Genomic DNA, 14,234 nt, shown 5'->3' with positions numbered 1-14,234 from the left:
AATAATCGGGTCCGCTCTCTTATCTCCCAAGGAATCTCTCCTTGCTGGAAGTAGCACCTTCCTGATGGATATCAGGGGTTGCTGAAGCGTCAACGGGCCAGTCCCTCGGCTTCTCTGGATAAGATTATTAAATTAATCCCTATCTTAATACTAGGAAATAGAGAAGTCAACCGAATTTTCAAAAATAATTTATTTCTTTAGAAAGCGGATGGGCCAGTCTCCATAATCTCCGGGGATTCTTCTGTCTTTTGCACAGAAAAACGCCAATCCCCTGCAATGGGAATTGGCGTTTCCTGTTATTCTTCCTGCCCGCGTGGTGCTTTTGGCGGTTGGCACGTATCGCATTTGCGCTGGTTGTTCTTATTGAACTTCGTGAAAGTCTTCTCGAAGTTATTGCCGCATGCGCATTTGAACAAGAGCTTTTGGGAGAATCCGTGGTATTCCGTCGACAATAACTTGCTGTCGGAATTGTTGTTGACGAATGTCCGGATTTTATCGATCGTCCATCGTTTATTCATTCTGTTACACCTCAATTTAGGATTGGCTGGAGGCTTTTGGGCATCCATTGCCTTGGGACAACGCATAGTTGCCTTAAGTCATCTATTATAGCACGCCTCGAGCCATTCTGTAGCATTGTTCATACCTGACTGGCAAAACACCTTCTGCCAAATACGATCTGTAAAAAATTTGAATCTTTTTGTAGATTTGCTGCGTATAATTTAACTGATAGCAACATACATCCATTTCACGAATGAAAGGCATGATCTCATGGGCATTGTCACATTAGTCATTTTGATTTTCTTACTTCCTTACGTCTGGTTTCTCTGGACTGGCATCAGCAACAAAACCGGCATGATGGAGAAGTACCGCTGGAAAAAACCACTGGCCGCGCTCCTGTTACTGGTCATCCTCAGCGCAGCGCTGAATTATTTTTATTCCAACGCCTACCAGCTGGCATTTTTCCAGAACGGTTTTGAATTGATGGTCGGCCTCATTGTCGCCGGTGCCTTCCTGGTGATTCTGTCGATCATCAATATTATCGTCGGCATCGTTTATAAAAACGCCCCCAAATCGTTCCACAACCCGAAAGTTGCTTGGACAGTTTCAATGTTCCTGTGTGCCACGATCCTGTTTTTCATCGTCTGGGTTTATCCTTTGGCGGAAAAAGCATCGTATATCACACAGCTCGAGTCAGCGATTGCCGCTGCAAATGAACAGCAAGACAAAGAGGAAATCACTGTCGTGTTCATGAGCTCCGAAAAACAATGCGTCCGCCGCAGAACCGAGAACTGCAACTCGAGCGATTACCAAAATGCTTTTTTCGTCAAAAATAATTTAGACGACACGAAGCAAGTGCAAGTGCAAATACGTGCGCTCGACTACGAACAAAACGAATTGAAATCTGTGGAGTCCAAAATCATGACGCTTCAAGCAGGCGAATTGAAACTAGTTGAGACGGAAGAAACATCGGACCAGGAAAGCATTTGGAGCCGCTCTTCATTTGAAACCGAAGTCCGGACGGCTTCTTACCAATCCATCTATCGTTACCGCGACGCCAATTAAAAAAATCCCTTTCCGCCTAGTTGCGGGAAGGGATTTTGCTTTTACGATTCAGTGTGCGTGCTGCTTCCTGCAGCGACCAGCTGGAATGCATCCAGCAAAGCACGCACTTCATCAGTTGTCTCGGTGTGCATCAAATCATTACGGAGTTCACCTGCACCGCGTACGCCGCGCACATAAATCTTGAAGAAACGGCGCAATGGCTTGAAGGCGATCGGCTCGGTCTCTGTCGAGTATTTATCGTGGAGGTCCAAATGCAAGCGCAACAGGTCGAACAATTCCTGCGTGCTGTGCTCACGAGGCACTTCCTCGAAAGCGAACGGGTTATGGAAAATTCCGCGCCCGATCATGACGCCGTCGATGCCGTATTTATCTGCCAGCTCCTGGCCGGTCTTGCGGTCCGGGATGTCGCCGTTAATGGTGATCAAAGTATCCGGTGCGATCTCGTCGCGCAGCGCTTTGATCTCAGGAATGAGTTCCCAATGCGCAGGCACGGCGCTCATTTCCTTTTTCGTGCGCAAATGGATCGATAGGTTGGCGATGTCCTGCTCCAAGACATGCGTCAGCCAGCCTTTCCATTCGTCGACACTTGTGTAACCGAGGCGCGTCTTGACGCTGACAGGCAATCCGCCCATTTTCGCGGCCTGGATGATCTCCGCTGCATTATCGGGATAATTGATCAAGCCGCTGCCTTTTCCTTTGGCGGCAACGTTCGGTACGGGGCAGCCCATATTGATGTCGACGCCTTTAAAGCCTTGCGCCGCCATGCCAATGCTCATCTCGCGGAAATGCTCCGGCTTGTTGCCCCAGATATGGGCGACGATCGGATGCTCATCTTCCGTGAACGTCAAACGCCCGCGCACGCTGTGGATGCCTTCCGGATGGCAATAACTTTCCGTATTCGTAAACTCCGTGAAATACACATCAGGGCTCGCCGCTGCCGCTACGACATGGCGAAATACCACATTCGTCACATCTTCCATCGGCGCCAATACAAAAAATGGCTTCGGCAATTCACGCCAAAAATTCTCTTTCATAACTCAATTCCAATCCTTTCCTTGCGGGATGAAGCAGTCCTTCATCCAAAAATTCACTATCATCTATAATGGAAATCCGAAACGATCAAACGGTTCAATACGTCCTAGCTTTTCTTAACCTTATACAGTTTACACGATTCTACGCGCTGTGGAAAGAGAGTCGCTCCTGCTTCCGCTTGAACGCAAAAGCCCTTCCCGCAATCCGAAGATTGCCTGGAAGGGCTGAATAGACCATCTTCTATTCACTAAAGCGTTCTTTCATCTTTTGATCCAATTGCTTGAACGCCTGTTGAACCAAATCTGCTGGTATTTCTGCGTACCGGTCTCCCATCGACATTTCAAAATAACACGACCCGCTATCGATTTCTTTCAAATAGCTGGTGAGGCCGATCCCCGTTTCTTGCTCAAGCTCCACGATGACCGGTTCTATTTCTTCTTTAGGATGCGAGAAATGGACATGGAACATATTCGAAACCGGCACTTCCGGCAAAGTCACGATGTCCTGGCAGGAATTAAAGAGCGACGCCACTCGCTTCGCAGCTTCGAAATACTGCCCCATCTTCCCGGATCGCTCGTCGAAAGAATAATCGGCTGAGATGATATACGGATAGAGGCTAATTAAATCGCCCCCATGCCGCCTCTTCCACACTTTCGATTGCTTCATGAACGCTTCGTCCCCAGCCAGGATGGCGCCGGCAATTCCGCCGATTCCTTTGTATAAGGATAAATAGACGCTATCGAATAAAGCACAAATTTCCGCTGCAGACTTTTCGTAATAAGGAGTGACTTCCAGCAAGCGTGCGCCGTCGAGATGAAGTTTGATCTGGTTGTCGCGGCAATAGTGCGAGATTTGTTCCAGCGTCTCGAAGCTTGGCAATTGCCCGCCGATTTCACGCTGCGGTAATTCCAACAGCACCGCTGCCACTTCCTCGTCCAGCTCCGCCACATCTTTCAATTCCACGACACGGTCAGGGTCGGTCAAATACACCGATTCAATGCCATGCAATTCTTTCAATCCATCTTCTTCATGGATTTCCAAATGGCTGAGCGGATGGTAGGCCACTCGTTTCAGCCCTTTATCGTCGCACCAAATCCGCAGCGCAATCTGCTGGGCCATCGTGCCGCTCGGGAAAAAGACTGCCGTCTCTTTTCCTAAAAACGCCGCCATCTTCTCCTGAAATTCTTCAATAACCTGCCCACTTCCATACAAATCACTTTCGACATCATCCGCGACGTCTTCAAAAGCCTGTTTCAACACGCCGGCGTTGCGCGTGCCGTGATTCGCCAATTGATACGTCGATTGCTTAAAGGCCGCTTGCAGTCGATTGAGTTCAGCCAATGTCCCCACTCCTCAAAACGCTTAATTTTGAACTTAATAGAACGTATAGCGGTTCTTCCCTGCTTTTTTCGACTGATACAATGCTTGGTCTGCTTGTTGAAGAAGTTCTTTCAAATCACAATCCCCACCGGCCGCATATTGGGCAATGCCGATGCTCGCCGACAGCGGGTAATAGGCTTCCCAATCACTCAAGCTGTCAAGCAGACGGTTTGCCCATCCACTTAATTCCGCTGCACTGGCTGGTTCGGTAAAACAGACCAGAAATTCATCTCCGCCAAGGCGGATCGCCAAAGCATCCGGATGGACGGCAGTAAACCGCTGCAGCTTTGAGGCCACTTCTTTTAATACCACATCTCCCGTATCATGGCCGTACAGATCATTGACCTTTTTAAAGCCGTCTAAATCGAGGAAGAAGACCACGCCTCCCGCTTTTGAATTTCCTTCAAAGAATCGCGTGAGAAAATGGCGATTGTACAGATCCGTCAGCGAATCCCGGTATGCAAAGCGCTCGAGATCCAAGTAATAAGTGAACATCCGCACAATCCGCTGCAATAAAGTGATGCTTTTTGTATCGAACTGGCTTTTTTCATCGTTCACCGCACATAAAGTGCCGAACCGCTCCCCATTAATGAAGGAAATCGGCAGCCCCAAATACGAGCGCACATTGGCCGCTTCGAGCTTTTCCTCAAATGCTCCCAATGCATGCCCGTCTTTGACATCTTCATAGACCAATGGCTGCTTGTTCTTGAAATCGATGCGGCTGCACAGTGAATCCTCCAAATTCAACATCAAGCCCTCCGCTATGGGGATCGCCGTATCGTTTGGTGAATGCTTCAAAATTATTTGCTGGGCTTCGCTCATGGAGCTCAAGTAAAACAATTGATCCGGCAAAATCTCTTTGGCCAGGCCGATTACATCTTCCGCCAGCTCATCAAAATTCTTATACATTTCCAATTCCCGAAATGTCACCATCATTAAGCACCTCAATTAGTGTCAGATTTCTTGTTCATCTTCTTTTGGTAAATTAATCTAACAGCACTTGTAAATAGCCAATATTTAACTATATTTATTAAAGTTTAACATAGAACGGCAGCCCGTGAAGCTTTCTTCAAAGACAGTGAAATAACAAAAACCCCGGATGGCAGCGCATGAATACGCAGTCCATCCAAGGTTCATGGTGATTTTTCCTGATTTAATAACTGACCCAGCTCAAGCCGGTCGTGCCTTCTCCGGCATGGACGCCCACACAGACGCTCAATGGGATGACGTCCACTTTAAGTCCCGAAAATTCCTTCATCAATTCATTTTTCCACGCTTCCGCACCGGCTTCATTATTGCAATGAATGACCGCCACTTCCGGCACCATGCCAGTTTCCATATCCGCGCGCAAGGCCGAATTGACGCTTTCCTTAGCGCGTTTGTTTGAACGGACTTTTTCTTTCATCGTCGTGACACCATCCACAAAGGTGATGACCACTTTGATATTGAGGATATTGCTGAGAAACGCCTGCGTCCCTGACACCCGTCCGCTTTTATGCAATTGGTTCAAACTCGATGGAATGAACGATAGATGCGATTTGGTGGTTAATTGATTGATGGTCTCTACGACTTCTTCGGGTTCTTTGCCGGCTGCGAACAATTCGTTGCCGATTTCGATCATTTTCCCCATCGGGAACGAACCGATTTTCGAGTCGACTGGATACACTTTGAAATCCGCCATCTCGGCAGCTGATTGCGCGCTGTCGAATGTGCCGGACAGGCCGCTCGACAAATGAAGCGCCACAGCAAAATCATAGCCTTCCGCTTGCAGTTTTTCATATAAAGCCATCATTTCGCCGATGGCCGGCTGTGAAGTTTTCGGCGACACTTTCGCCGCACGTAATTTATTATAAAATTCTCCCTGCGTCAGGTCGATCGACTCTCGGTACGACCCGTCGTCAAACACGACACTAAGGGGCAATACATAGACATTATGCCTTTGGATGAATGCATCATCCAATTGCGCTGCTGTATCCGTGATCCATGCTATTTTCTTCATCGAAAAAATCCCCTCTAGATGCAAATTCCATATCGGAAGCAGTTGTCTGCTTCTGCTAACTTACAGGAGGCGAAGCCATAGCCGCTAGTGATAGATGTCACATAAGGAGGATTTAATGTAAGCGCCGACATAATTTGCACTTATATTCGTTATTTCTTTCCAATTATGAAAAGGAAAAAGCCGCTGATCCCTTGAGATCAGCGGCTCCATCCTATTTAACCGGTTGTTTCGTTTTCTGCTTGCCGATCGCAAAATCAGCCAGCGACGGAATGAGCATGTCTTCCATCGGCGGGTTGTGAAGCCCCGCCCGCACATCGCGGTAATAGCGCTGCAAAGGCGATTTTTCCGACAGGCTGTGTGCACCCGCCACCCGCATCGCCAAATCCACGATGTCGACCGCTGAATTCGTCACCGCGACTTTCACGGCCCCGAGTTCCGCAGCCATCTGCGAGCGCTGTTCGTCGTCCGATTCATCCCATTGTTTCGCGACGGAATAAAGAAAGTGCCGCGCCCGCTGCAATTCCAATTCGATTTGGCCGATCTTTTGTTTCACGTTCGGCAGCTCGATGATCGGCCCGTTCAAGCTATTCGGCGAATACTCCTGTGCAAAGCGGATTGCGTAATCCTGCGCGGCCTGTGCGATTCCGAGGTAGCACGCCGGAATGTGCAAAAGCCATCCCGCCGGTTGCTTTTTACCCGGCACACTGATCTCGACCAAGGCCTTTTCCTCCACTTGGACATTCGTCAATACCAAATCATGGCTTCCGGTGCCGGTCATCGCCACGCTATCCCAGGTTTCGTCGATCGCTATACCTTCAGCCGACCGCGGGATGAGGAAATAGCCGACTTCACCGGTTTCCTCAATCACAGCAGTCACGTTGAAGTAATCCAATACCGGCGCCATCGATGTGAACGACTTGCGCCCGTCAATCACCCATGAGCCGCCAACTTTTCTCGCTGTGGTCGACGGTTTCCCGCCTCTTGTCGGGCTTCCGGTCTGCTTTTCGGTTGCGCAATTATTGATCAACGCACCTCGCGCTTTGATGTCGTCGAACAAGTCCACAAGCACCGATTCGTCCCACTTGCTCGTCTCGCCCAAATCTTTGACGATGCCCATATGCCAGCCGATCGATAATCCCGTCGACCCGTCCGCACGGCTGATCGCTTCCTGATAGCGCAGCATCTCGGACAAGGAAATGCCCGCCCCGCCGTATTCTTTCGGAATCGTCAGAGCCGGGTAATTGATCGCTTTCAGCTCGTTGAAATTGTCGAATGGAAATTTTCTCTCCAAATCGTTGTGCGCGGCCCGTTCCGTGAACGGCGCCACCGTCTCATTCAATATGTCCATGCGCTCTTCGAATGTCTTTGCTTTTGTGATATCCATCATTCTTCACCTTTCTCCTATCTATTGCGTCCATTCCTCCGTCAAAATGAAGCCGTCGTACTGCTCATTCGACTCGATATATTCCTGGAATTCCTCGGATTCGTAAGCGTCTTTCAAATCTTTCGCCCACTGAGTATCCGCGTTTTCTTCTTCGATCGTCACCACAATCCGATGCTGTTCGGGCGTATTCTCGATTTTCAACGCATCCGTTATCTTGCGGTCCGGCGCATTGGCAATATAATTGCCGTTAACGACGCCAAAATCGATATCCTGTAGCGACACCAGGATCTGCGCTGGGTCTAAGACTTTCAAGTCGAGATCATAATCGGCATTTTCTACTGCGTTCAAATTAAAATCCGTCACGCCTGCCCCGTCTGACACCGTTACCCACCCGAGTTCCTCCAAGATGCGCACTGCGCGTTCCTGGTTGACCGGATCATTCGGCAAGCCGACAGTCGAGCCGTCCTTTACCTCATCCAAGGATTGGTGATGCACCGAATACAAACCTTGAGGGGCGCTCGGCACAAAAGCGATCCCCGTCATGTCCATGCCCAATTCCTCGTTGATCCCTTCCATATACGCTGTGCTCTGGAAAATGCTCGCATCGATCGAGCCTTCCTGCATCGCCGGGTTCAACTGCATGTTTTGGGAAAAAGTTGTTGTATCCACTTTATACCCTTTCTCCTCCAAAATAGGCAAGATCCCTTCCTTGAATTGCTGCTCATACGTCCCGACGCCAAAGCCGACGCGCACTTCTTTCTTATCTTCCCCCGAAGCTTCCCCGCCATCGCCGCATCCCGCTAATAATAGCGTGCCCGAAATCCCGAGCACTCCAATCCAACGCTTGTTCATCTGCCATCTCTCCTTGGTCTTTTTTATTTTGAATGAAATATGGCCAAATAGAAAAACCCCTCTTCATAAAAAAGAAGAGAAGCTCACCGTCCGGCTCTTCTCATCTCTCAAATGCATAACAGCACCTGCTGGATTTGGCACAGTTTCAAATTGGAATTCCAATCTGTTCCGCTGCCGAAGCTTCAAAGGGCCAGTCCCTCCACTTCTCTGGATAAGAAATTATGTACTCAGTGTTAATACCGAGTAATTTGATATGATTAATACAATAGCAGAGCTTGGATTTCATGGCAATAGAGGATTTCGAAATCATACTATAAAAACACTTCTCCCTACTAAATTTGAAAGGAGTGTTTCAATGTACTGCTCCTTGCTAAGATATTTAGTATGTTTCTTTGCCAGCAGGAAAATAGTGTATAATCTTCATTTAAGAACTCTCATAATTCCAAACACTCTAATATTGCAATTTCCAGTTTATAAATGCTGTTTCTTTCACTTCAAAACCAGCATAATCTCATGAGAGTTTCATTGTTTCTGTACACTTGCTATCTATTCATTTCAATGGAGGGATTCACATGAAGTACACGGTAATCACAGGCGCCAGCTCAGGAATAGGATATGAAGCTGCACTGGCTTTTGCGACACGCGGCAAAAACCTTATTCTTGTAGCAAGACGGGATGCCGAGCTCAATAATCTTAAAGAGAAGATTCAAAGCATGAACTCTGATCTGGACGTCGTCATCAAACCCACAGACCTATCCGACAGCGGGCAGGTCCATGCACTATACGAAAGCCTTAAAGAATACGACATTGAAACCTTCGTCAACAATGCCGGCTTTGGAAACAGTGCTACCGTCGCTGAGCAGGATGTAACTAAAACCGAAAAGATGCTGCGCGTAAATGTTGAAGCACTCACCACGCTTTCCACTCTTTATGCACGCGACTATGCGGACCAAGAAGGCGCACAGCTCATCAACGTATCATCTGACTTAGGCTACAGACTCGTGCCAAATGCCGTGACATACGCTGCGACCAAATTTTACGTGAGCGCATTTACAGAAGGCCTTGCCCAGGAACTGCAGGATAACGGAGCTCGGTTAAAAGTTAAAATACTCGCACCATCCATGACAGAAACCGAATTCGTAAAAACGGCGCGGGAACTTGATGAATTCAGCTATGGCGACAATGTGCAGAAGTTCCATACCGCAAAAGAGATGGCACAGTTTATGCTGGAGCTTTACGATAGTGAAAAAGTTCTCGGGAAGGTCAATAGTGAGAGCTATGAGTTTGAGTTGATGGATCCGGTTTTTCAGTATACTTCGAGGAAGTAGGATCCCTATCGTTCCGATATCAAAAAATGCCCTCTCACATGATGTGAGAGGGCATTTTTCTAGTGGGCTGATGACTTACATGATGCCGCCCCTGATATCAATCAAGTTTTACTAGTTTTCTCTTTCCTAAGTATACTTTTTAGTCCAAATAATTTGTACGAACAGCACATTATGTCTATATAAGAATGTCTCAGTGCAATGAGTTGGTGGTCATTGTGTGGTCAGTAATATTCTTGACATTTAACGTTGTCACCATGATGGTGACACCACTCCTAATTATTCTTGATAAGGATATTGTTACTGTTTTTTTTTTACAAAACCTATATCTCAATTAATTCACTAACAGTTCTTTATCTATTTTAGGATATAATAATGCCGTTATTATACTTATTGCCTCTTCTCCTTTTTCTAAATTAAAGACTGTTTTACTTTGTATAAGCCCAATATCTTCGAGCTTACCATCTAAATACAATATCATGAAGTTCCCTCTCGATAACCCTGACAGGCCATGGATTTTTATTTTGCAAGCTCTTATTTTACCAATTTCACTTTCTCGGAAGTGCATCTCATTTACTTTGTTTATCTCTAATTGTATATCGAGATGAGTTTCAAAAATTAGTTGAAATACATTCTTTCTTATACTTTCAAAATACTCTAAAGTCCACAAATCTTGCAAGTCACGTTCACTCTTTGCCAAACTTCTTATTAATCTTCTATTTATTGATGAAAAAGGATACATTTCTCTTTGTTCAAAATACTCCTGAATTGTTTTGTCTTTTAATCTTTTACTACCAATTTTTGAATGTAAGTTATAGTAGAACTTCGTATTATGGAAGTTATAGAATAAATCTAACCATGATCGATATAATGGAAAATAATCTATAATGCCACCGTTACTTTTCATAGGGAGTTTTTTTGTAAGTTCTATATAAGAATCTTCAAGATTTCTAGCAAAGTCGTTACTTAATTTAATAAATGAATGTAGTTCAGAACAATCTCTCATTTCAATAAAAGTATTTTTAAAAGAAGCGTTATTTTCTTCTTGCGAGAGTTCTATTTTTTTGTACGCTATTTCAAAACTAAAATAATGATCGAATTGGCAATTGTAAACTACTTCCCTATAAATCGACCATGCTGTCTTTGACAAAAAATCTTTCAACCCATAAAACCCTTCGTATATATCCTTCCCCTGTGAGGTTTCCTTCATTTCTTTACCAAACTGATATGCAGCAATTAATGTATTAACCTTAAACACCATCCTCACATCTTAATCTATATGAAATAAGCTCACCCAGCACAATATTAGCTAGCAGGACATTTTCAGCGTTTATTTCTAAATCACTTCTTCCATGGACAAGATCATTTCTGTAAGACCTGACTTCCCATAATTTATCAAACTCCGCTGTAGTAATAGGTATTCTTAATTGACTAATTAATGACTGTATTTTTACTTTAAGAGGTGGATTAGATAAGTTTCCTAAACTTTTTTCTTTAATTTTAGCTTTGTACTCTTCACTATAGATATCTTTATCTTTTAATAGTAATTTTATATCCTGTTTAAATTCTGTTACTATCTCCTTTGGTAAAAAAGGTTCCGTCTTAACTTTATCAACTAAAAATTCCATAGAGATATTAGTATAAATAATCTTATCCTCTATGTCTGTAGCTTTCCAACTTCGATTTAACCATTTTATAGCATTGAATATTTGTTTCAAGATAGGTGACTGCTGATTTGTCAGCTTTTCATACAACTTTTCTTCGTACCAATCCAACTCCTTTATTTGTTTATCAAGAGATGAATCAATCATTAGAGAATTATTTTCTCTTATATTTTTCGAATCACTGAAAATCTTTTCACTTCCTATCATATTTTCTACATAATAAAATGTTGAACACGTGGGATTTTGATAAAGTCCTAGTCTATTCCATCTATTAAACTCCTCACCCAAATTGTATAAATTAAAAGCTCTATCATTTTTTGCTAACAGCATTATGACATCAATAGCGCTCTGTATCTTTAACAACCCTAACTGGTAAGCATCATATGTATTATCTGATTCAACGATCGTTTGAGCGAAAGTATGAAATTCGTCGTGTAAGTCATGATTGTAAAATTCACTTATATTTCTAAATTTAAATATTGCTTGTTCTTTGTTGTAAAAATTAACATCACCTAACCCGAAGGATCCGCTTGTTATAGACAAATCTACAATTGGAATTATCACAAGATAAGGAGCTTTAATCTCTTCGACACTTTCGATATTAATCTGTTCTTTTTTAATTCCTGCCGTTCTTAAAATAGCATTTACATGTGACTGTAGATTAAGCCCACGAGAAGAATAATATCCCCCCTTAATATAAACTAATTCATGCATAAAAGAACTTATAGTTAACTCATATGTATTGGAACTCGTAGTTGCTGCTTCATAAATTCTGCCAGCGGTTTCTATCTTCTCTCCGGTAAGAGAATACCTAATAATCATGTCATCTACCAGATGTATTTTTTTAACATCTTCAGTGTTTTTTTGATTAGTTTCAATTTCAATCTTTCCATATAGTAAACCACTTCTATTAAAAAAAAGAATAGAACTTGTGGGTTTATGCATAATCTGATTATTGTATGTCTCACATTCACATGAAATTACACTCCGACTCCTGGAGGCCAATACAGTTATATTTTTATACGAATAAAAGTCTGTTTTTTTTATATTAGACTTTCTGAAATAATTTATTGTTTCCGGTATATTATCTACAGATATGTCTATTGTGTTATATTCACTTCTTATTAAATCAGAAAGCTTATTTAAAACAACATTTATACTTTCTTTTTCTACAGGTATCACTTCTTCTTTTTCAAAATCGAATCCTATTATCAAAAAGTTACTAGAATCATTTAATTTAAAGATAAGATATTGAATTATTATCGATCTACGATGAAGAATTAGAGTTAAAATTAACTCTTTGTTGATAAATTTCCTTTCATCTAGATTATAAGTAGAGTTAAACAAAGTAGGGTCGAAAGGATTTATCATAGTCCATTTACCTCCTGCTATAGATATACTGGTACATCAACACTAAATCAAACGACTTTTTTAGGGTTGCGTTTAGATAGTCCACACTTTTTTGAACAGAAAAATTAAGGGCACTTAGGCTATAAACACATCTCCCCCCGAAAAGGAGTCCTTATCATGTCCCAAGACCGTCGCGCTTTTTCGCGTGAATTCAAGCAACAGATGGTGGGTTAGTCGAAAACGATAAAATTAAAAAAGAAATTATTCGAGAACACAACCTTGGCTCATCCTAACTCGATCGCTAGATTCTTCAGACTAACCGTTCCGGTTCATTCATTAGAAAAGAGAATCGGACACCTAAACAACAAGAGTTGACGGACTACAAAAAACGGGTAAACAACTAGAAATGGAAGTCGACATTTTAAAGCAAGCCACGCTGATCATGTATCCAACAAAATCAGGATCGCTATTCGGTATCAGCAATGTGTAAAGTCCTCGAAATGAGTCGCAGTAATTTCTATTACGGAACGACGACTGCGATGGTGAACCAACAAAAGAAAGAAGACGAGGAATAGGTGTTAAAAAGAAAATCTCCACGGTCTTCCACCAGCACCGTAACGTATATGGCGCAAGCAAAATCAAAGTGGAGCTAGAACGTCTTGGAGAAACCGTATCGAAACGGCGTATTCGCCGACTCATACAAAAGATGGATCTCGTCTCAAAGTATGCGCAACCGAGCTATAAACCGATGAAAACACCGACAAACGAGGCGACGTACCAGAACGTGCTGAACCGTCAATTCCAAGCAGGCCAACAACTCACCCTCTTGGTGGGTGAGTTGACATACGTGAAAGTGGGAAGTAACTGGCATTACATCTGCCTGCTCATCGACTTATACAACCGCGAAATCGTGGGATCCAGCGCAGGCGCTCGAAAAGATGCCGCCTTGATTCAGGGTGCGTTCGAAACGGTCAAACAGGACCTGAATACGGTCGCCTTTTTCCATACCGACCGTGGATCTGAATTTGAGAATGAAGGAATCGATGAGATTTTGAGACGCATGAAATCGAGCGATTGCTAAGCGAAAAAGCAAATCCGTATGATAATGTGGTCGCCGAAACTACGTTTAAAACACTTAAAACCGAGTGGATTAACGACCGGCGTTTTGAGTCGCTCAAGCAATTGTCCCTCGAACTGTTCGATTACATTCATTGGTGTAACAACCTGCGAATCCATGGCTCGTTAGGTTATCTTAGTCCGGTTGCTTATTGGCTGTCTTCCCTTAAAAAAGCTGTTTGAATATGTGTTGAATTACCAGTTTCGATAAGTGACAGGATGGTATGGCCAAGGCTGCTGGGTAGACCAACATGGTTGTACCAATTCACGTAATCAAACAATTCAAACGCTAGCTGATTAAGCATATTAAAGCACATATCGTTAGGGAGTTTCATCTTCAGCATCTTAAATGTGACTTCTGCAAACGCATTATCGTAAGTATTTCCTTTTTGGCTCAACAACCTTTCAATGTGATGCTTTTTCAAAAGCGTACCAATACGGGCGTTCTTGAATTCAGTACGATCCATATGTAACAGTTCACGGCTCCCAAGTCGTCTTTGACCGATGTGAAGTCGCACTGGACTAATCTTTACGCTTACCAAAGCTATATCCTACAATTTCACAGTTGT

At 43.8% G+C, this 14,234-nt stretch carries 12 protein-coding genes, 1 pseudogene and 2 riboswitches; of the genes and pseudogenes, 3 read left to right on the top strand and 10 right to left on the bottom strand.

The features are described 5' to 3' along the window. Positions 1-16: 16 nt before the first annotated feature. A riboswitch (SAM riboswitch) is annotated at positions 17-125 on the bottom strand. A gap of 171 nt (positions 126-296) precedes the next feature. After that, positions 297-518: a hypothetical protein gene (locus tag M1Q06_RS03130; protein WP_101189535.1), complete on the bottom strand. Its 222-nt coding sequence runs from the start codon at positions 516-518 to the stop codon at positions 297-299. Between the two features lie 250 nt (positions 519-768). Here M1Q06_RS03130 and M1Q06_RS03125 point away from each other — a divergent pair, with 250 nt between their 5' ends. Beyond that, entirely contained in the window at positions 769-1,563 is a 795-nt protein-coding gene (locus M1Q06_RS03125) for a hypothetical protein (protein ID WP_434401500.1), read from the top strand. A gap of 41 nt (positions 1,564-1,604) precedes the next feature. Here M1Q06_RS03125 and M1Q06_RS03120 read toward each other — a convergent pair whose 3' ends face one another. The 6 genes from M1Q06_RS03120 to M1Q06_RS03095 form a co-directional block, all read right to left on the bottom strand. After that, the gene (locus tag M1Q06_RS03120; protein ID WP_404336455.1) at positions 1,605-2,597 is read right to left on the bottom strand and encodes a tRNA dihydrouridine synthase; all 993 of its coding nucleotides are present in this window, start codon (positions 2,595-2,597) and stop codon (positions 1,605-1,607) included. 238 nt (positions 2,598-2,835) lie between these two features. Next, entirely contained in the window at positions 2,836-3,936 is a 1,101-nt protein-coding gene (locus M1Q06_RS03115; protein WP_434401498.1) for a threonine aldolase family protein, read from the bottom strand. A gap of 33 nt (positions 3,937-3,969) precedes the next feature. After that, positions 3,970-4,911: a sensor domain-containing diguanylate cyclase gene (locus tag M1Q06_RS03110; protein ID WP_434401496.1), complete on the bottom strand. Its 942-nt coding sequence runs from the start codon at positions 4,909-4,911 to the stop codon at positions 3,970-3,972. 217 nt (positions 4,912-5,128) lie between these two features. Beyond that, a complete protein-coding gene (locus M1Q06_RS03105; RefSeq protein WP_274842326.1) occupies positions 5,129-5,974 on the bottom strand; it encodes a DegV family protein in 846 nt (281 codons plus the stop codon). A 211-nt stretch (positions 5,975-6,185) separates the two neighbouring features. After that, positions 6,186-7,358: an acyl-CoA dehydrogenase family protein gene (locus M1Q06_RS03100; RefSeq protein ID WP_434402803.1), complete on the bottom strand. Its 1,173-nt coding sequence runs from the start codon at positions 7,356-7,358 to the stop codon at positions 6,186-6,188. Between the two features lie 21 nt (positions 7,359-7,379). Beyond that, positions 7,380-8,210: a MetQ/NlpA family ABC transporter substrate-binding protein gene (locus M1Q06_RS03095; RefSeq protein ID WP_434401494.1), complete on the bottom strand. Its 831-nt coding sequence runs from the start codon at positions 8,208-8,210 to the stop codon at positions 7,380-7,382. 97 nt (positions 8,211-8,307) lie between these two features. Continuing rightward, a riboswitch (SAM riboswitch) is annotated at positions 8,308-8,428 on the bottom strand. A gap of 354 nt (positions 8,429-8,782) precedes the next feature. Between M1Q06_RS03095 and M1Q06_RS03090 the strand changes: the two genes are divergently transcribed. Then, the gene (locus tag M1Q06_RS03090) at positions 8,783-9,538 is read left to right on the top strand and encodes an SDR family NAD(P)-dependent oxidoreductase (RefSeq protein ID WP_434401492.1); all 756 of its coding nucleotides are present in this window, start codon (positions 8,783-8,785) and stop codon (positions 9,536-9,538) included. Between the two features lie 331 nt (positions 9,539-9,869). Here the strand turns inward: M1Q06_RS03090 and M1Q06_RS03085 are convergent, their stop codons facing one another. Next, positions 9,870-10,793, bottom strand: a complete 924-nt coding sequence (locus M1Q06_RS03085) for a hypothetical protein (protein WP_434401490.1) — start codon at positions 10,791-10,793, stop codon at positions 9,870-9,872. Continuing rightward, positions 10,786-12,570 carry a hypothetical protein gene (locus M1Q06_RS03080; RefSeq protein WP_434401488.1) on the bottom strand — a complete coding sequence of 595 codons (1,785 nt, stop codon included), beginning with the start codon at positions 12,568-12,570 and terminating at the stop codon, positions 10,786-10,788. The genes M1Q06_RS03085 and M1Q06_RS03080 overlap by 8 nt, the downstream gene beginning before the upstream one ends. Positions 12,571-12,723: 153 nt before the next feature. Between M1Q06_RS03080 and M1Q06_RS03075 the strand changes: the two are divergent. Then, positions 12,724-13,848, top strand: a pseudogene (locus tag M1Q06_RS03075) (IS3 family transposase). Here M1Q06_RS03075 and M1Q06_RS03070 read toward each other — a convergent pair. Further along, positions 13,815-14,132: an IS3 family transposase gene (locus tag M1Q06_RS03070; RefSeq protein ID WP_434401486.1), complete on the bottom strand. Its 318-nt coding sequence runs from the start codon at positions 14,130-14,132 to the stop codon at positions 13,815-13,817. The pseudogene M1Q06_RS03075 and the gene M1Q06_RS03070 sit on opposite strands and share 34 nt — an antisense overlap. Positions 14,133-14,234 lie beyond the last annotated feature (102 nt).

Origin of the sequence: Planococcus sp. 11815 (assembly GCF_051096385.1) — a bacterium.
In the GTDB taxonomy this organism is placed as follows: domain Bacteria; phylum Bacillota; class Bacilli; order Bacillales_A; family Planococcaceae; genus Planococcus; species Planococcus citreus.
The sequence above is the reverse complement of the archived record's forward strand: the minus strand, read 5'-3'. Positions and strand labels throughout refer to the sequence as shown.

Coding starts and splice junctions, on each gene's coding strand:
- M1Q06_RS03130 (WP_101189535.1), bottom strand. CDS start 518: ATGAATAAACGATGGACGATCGATAAAATCCGGACATTCGTCAACAAC.
- M1Q06_RS03125 (WP_434401500.1), top strand. CDS start 769: ATGGGCATTGTCACATTAGTCATTTTGATTTTCTTACTTCCTTACGTC.
- M1Q06_RS03120 (WP_404336455.1), bottom strand. CDS start 2,597: ATGAAAGAGAATTTTTGGCGTGAATTGCCGAAGCCATTTTTTGTATTG.
- M1Q06_RS03110 (WP_434401496.1), bottom strand. CDS start 4,911: ATGATGGTGACATTTCGGGAATTGGAAATGTATAAGAATTTTGATGAG.
- M1Q06_RS03105 (WP_274842326.1), bottom strand. CDS start 5,974: ATGAAGAAAATAGCATGGATCACGGATACAGCAGCGCAATTGGATGAT.
- M1Q06_RS03100 (WP_434402803.1), bottom strand. CDS start 7,358: ATGGATATCACAAAAGCAAAGACATTCGAAGAGCGCATGGACATATTG.
- M1Q06_RS03095 (WP_434401494.1), bottom strand. CDS start 8,210: ATGAACAAGCGTTGGATTGGAGTGCTCGGGATTTCGGGCACGCTATTA.
- M1Q06_RS03090 (WP_434401492.1), top strand. CDS start 8,783: ATGAAGTACACGGTAATCACAGGCGCCAGCTCAGGAATAGGATATGAA.
- M1Q06_RS03080 (WP_434401488.1), bottom strand. CDS start 12,570: ATGATAAATCCTTTCGACCCTACTTTGTTTAACTCTACTTATAATCTA.
- M1Q06_RS03070 (WP_434401486.1), bottom strand. CDS start 14,132: ATGGATCGTACTGAATTCAAGAACGCCCGTATTGGTACGCTTTTGAAA.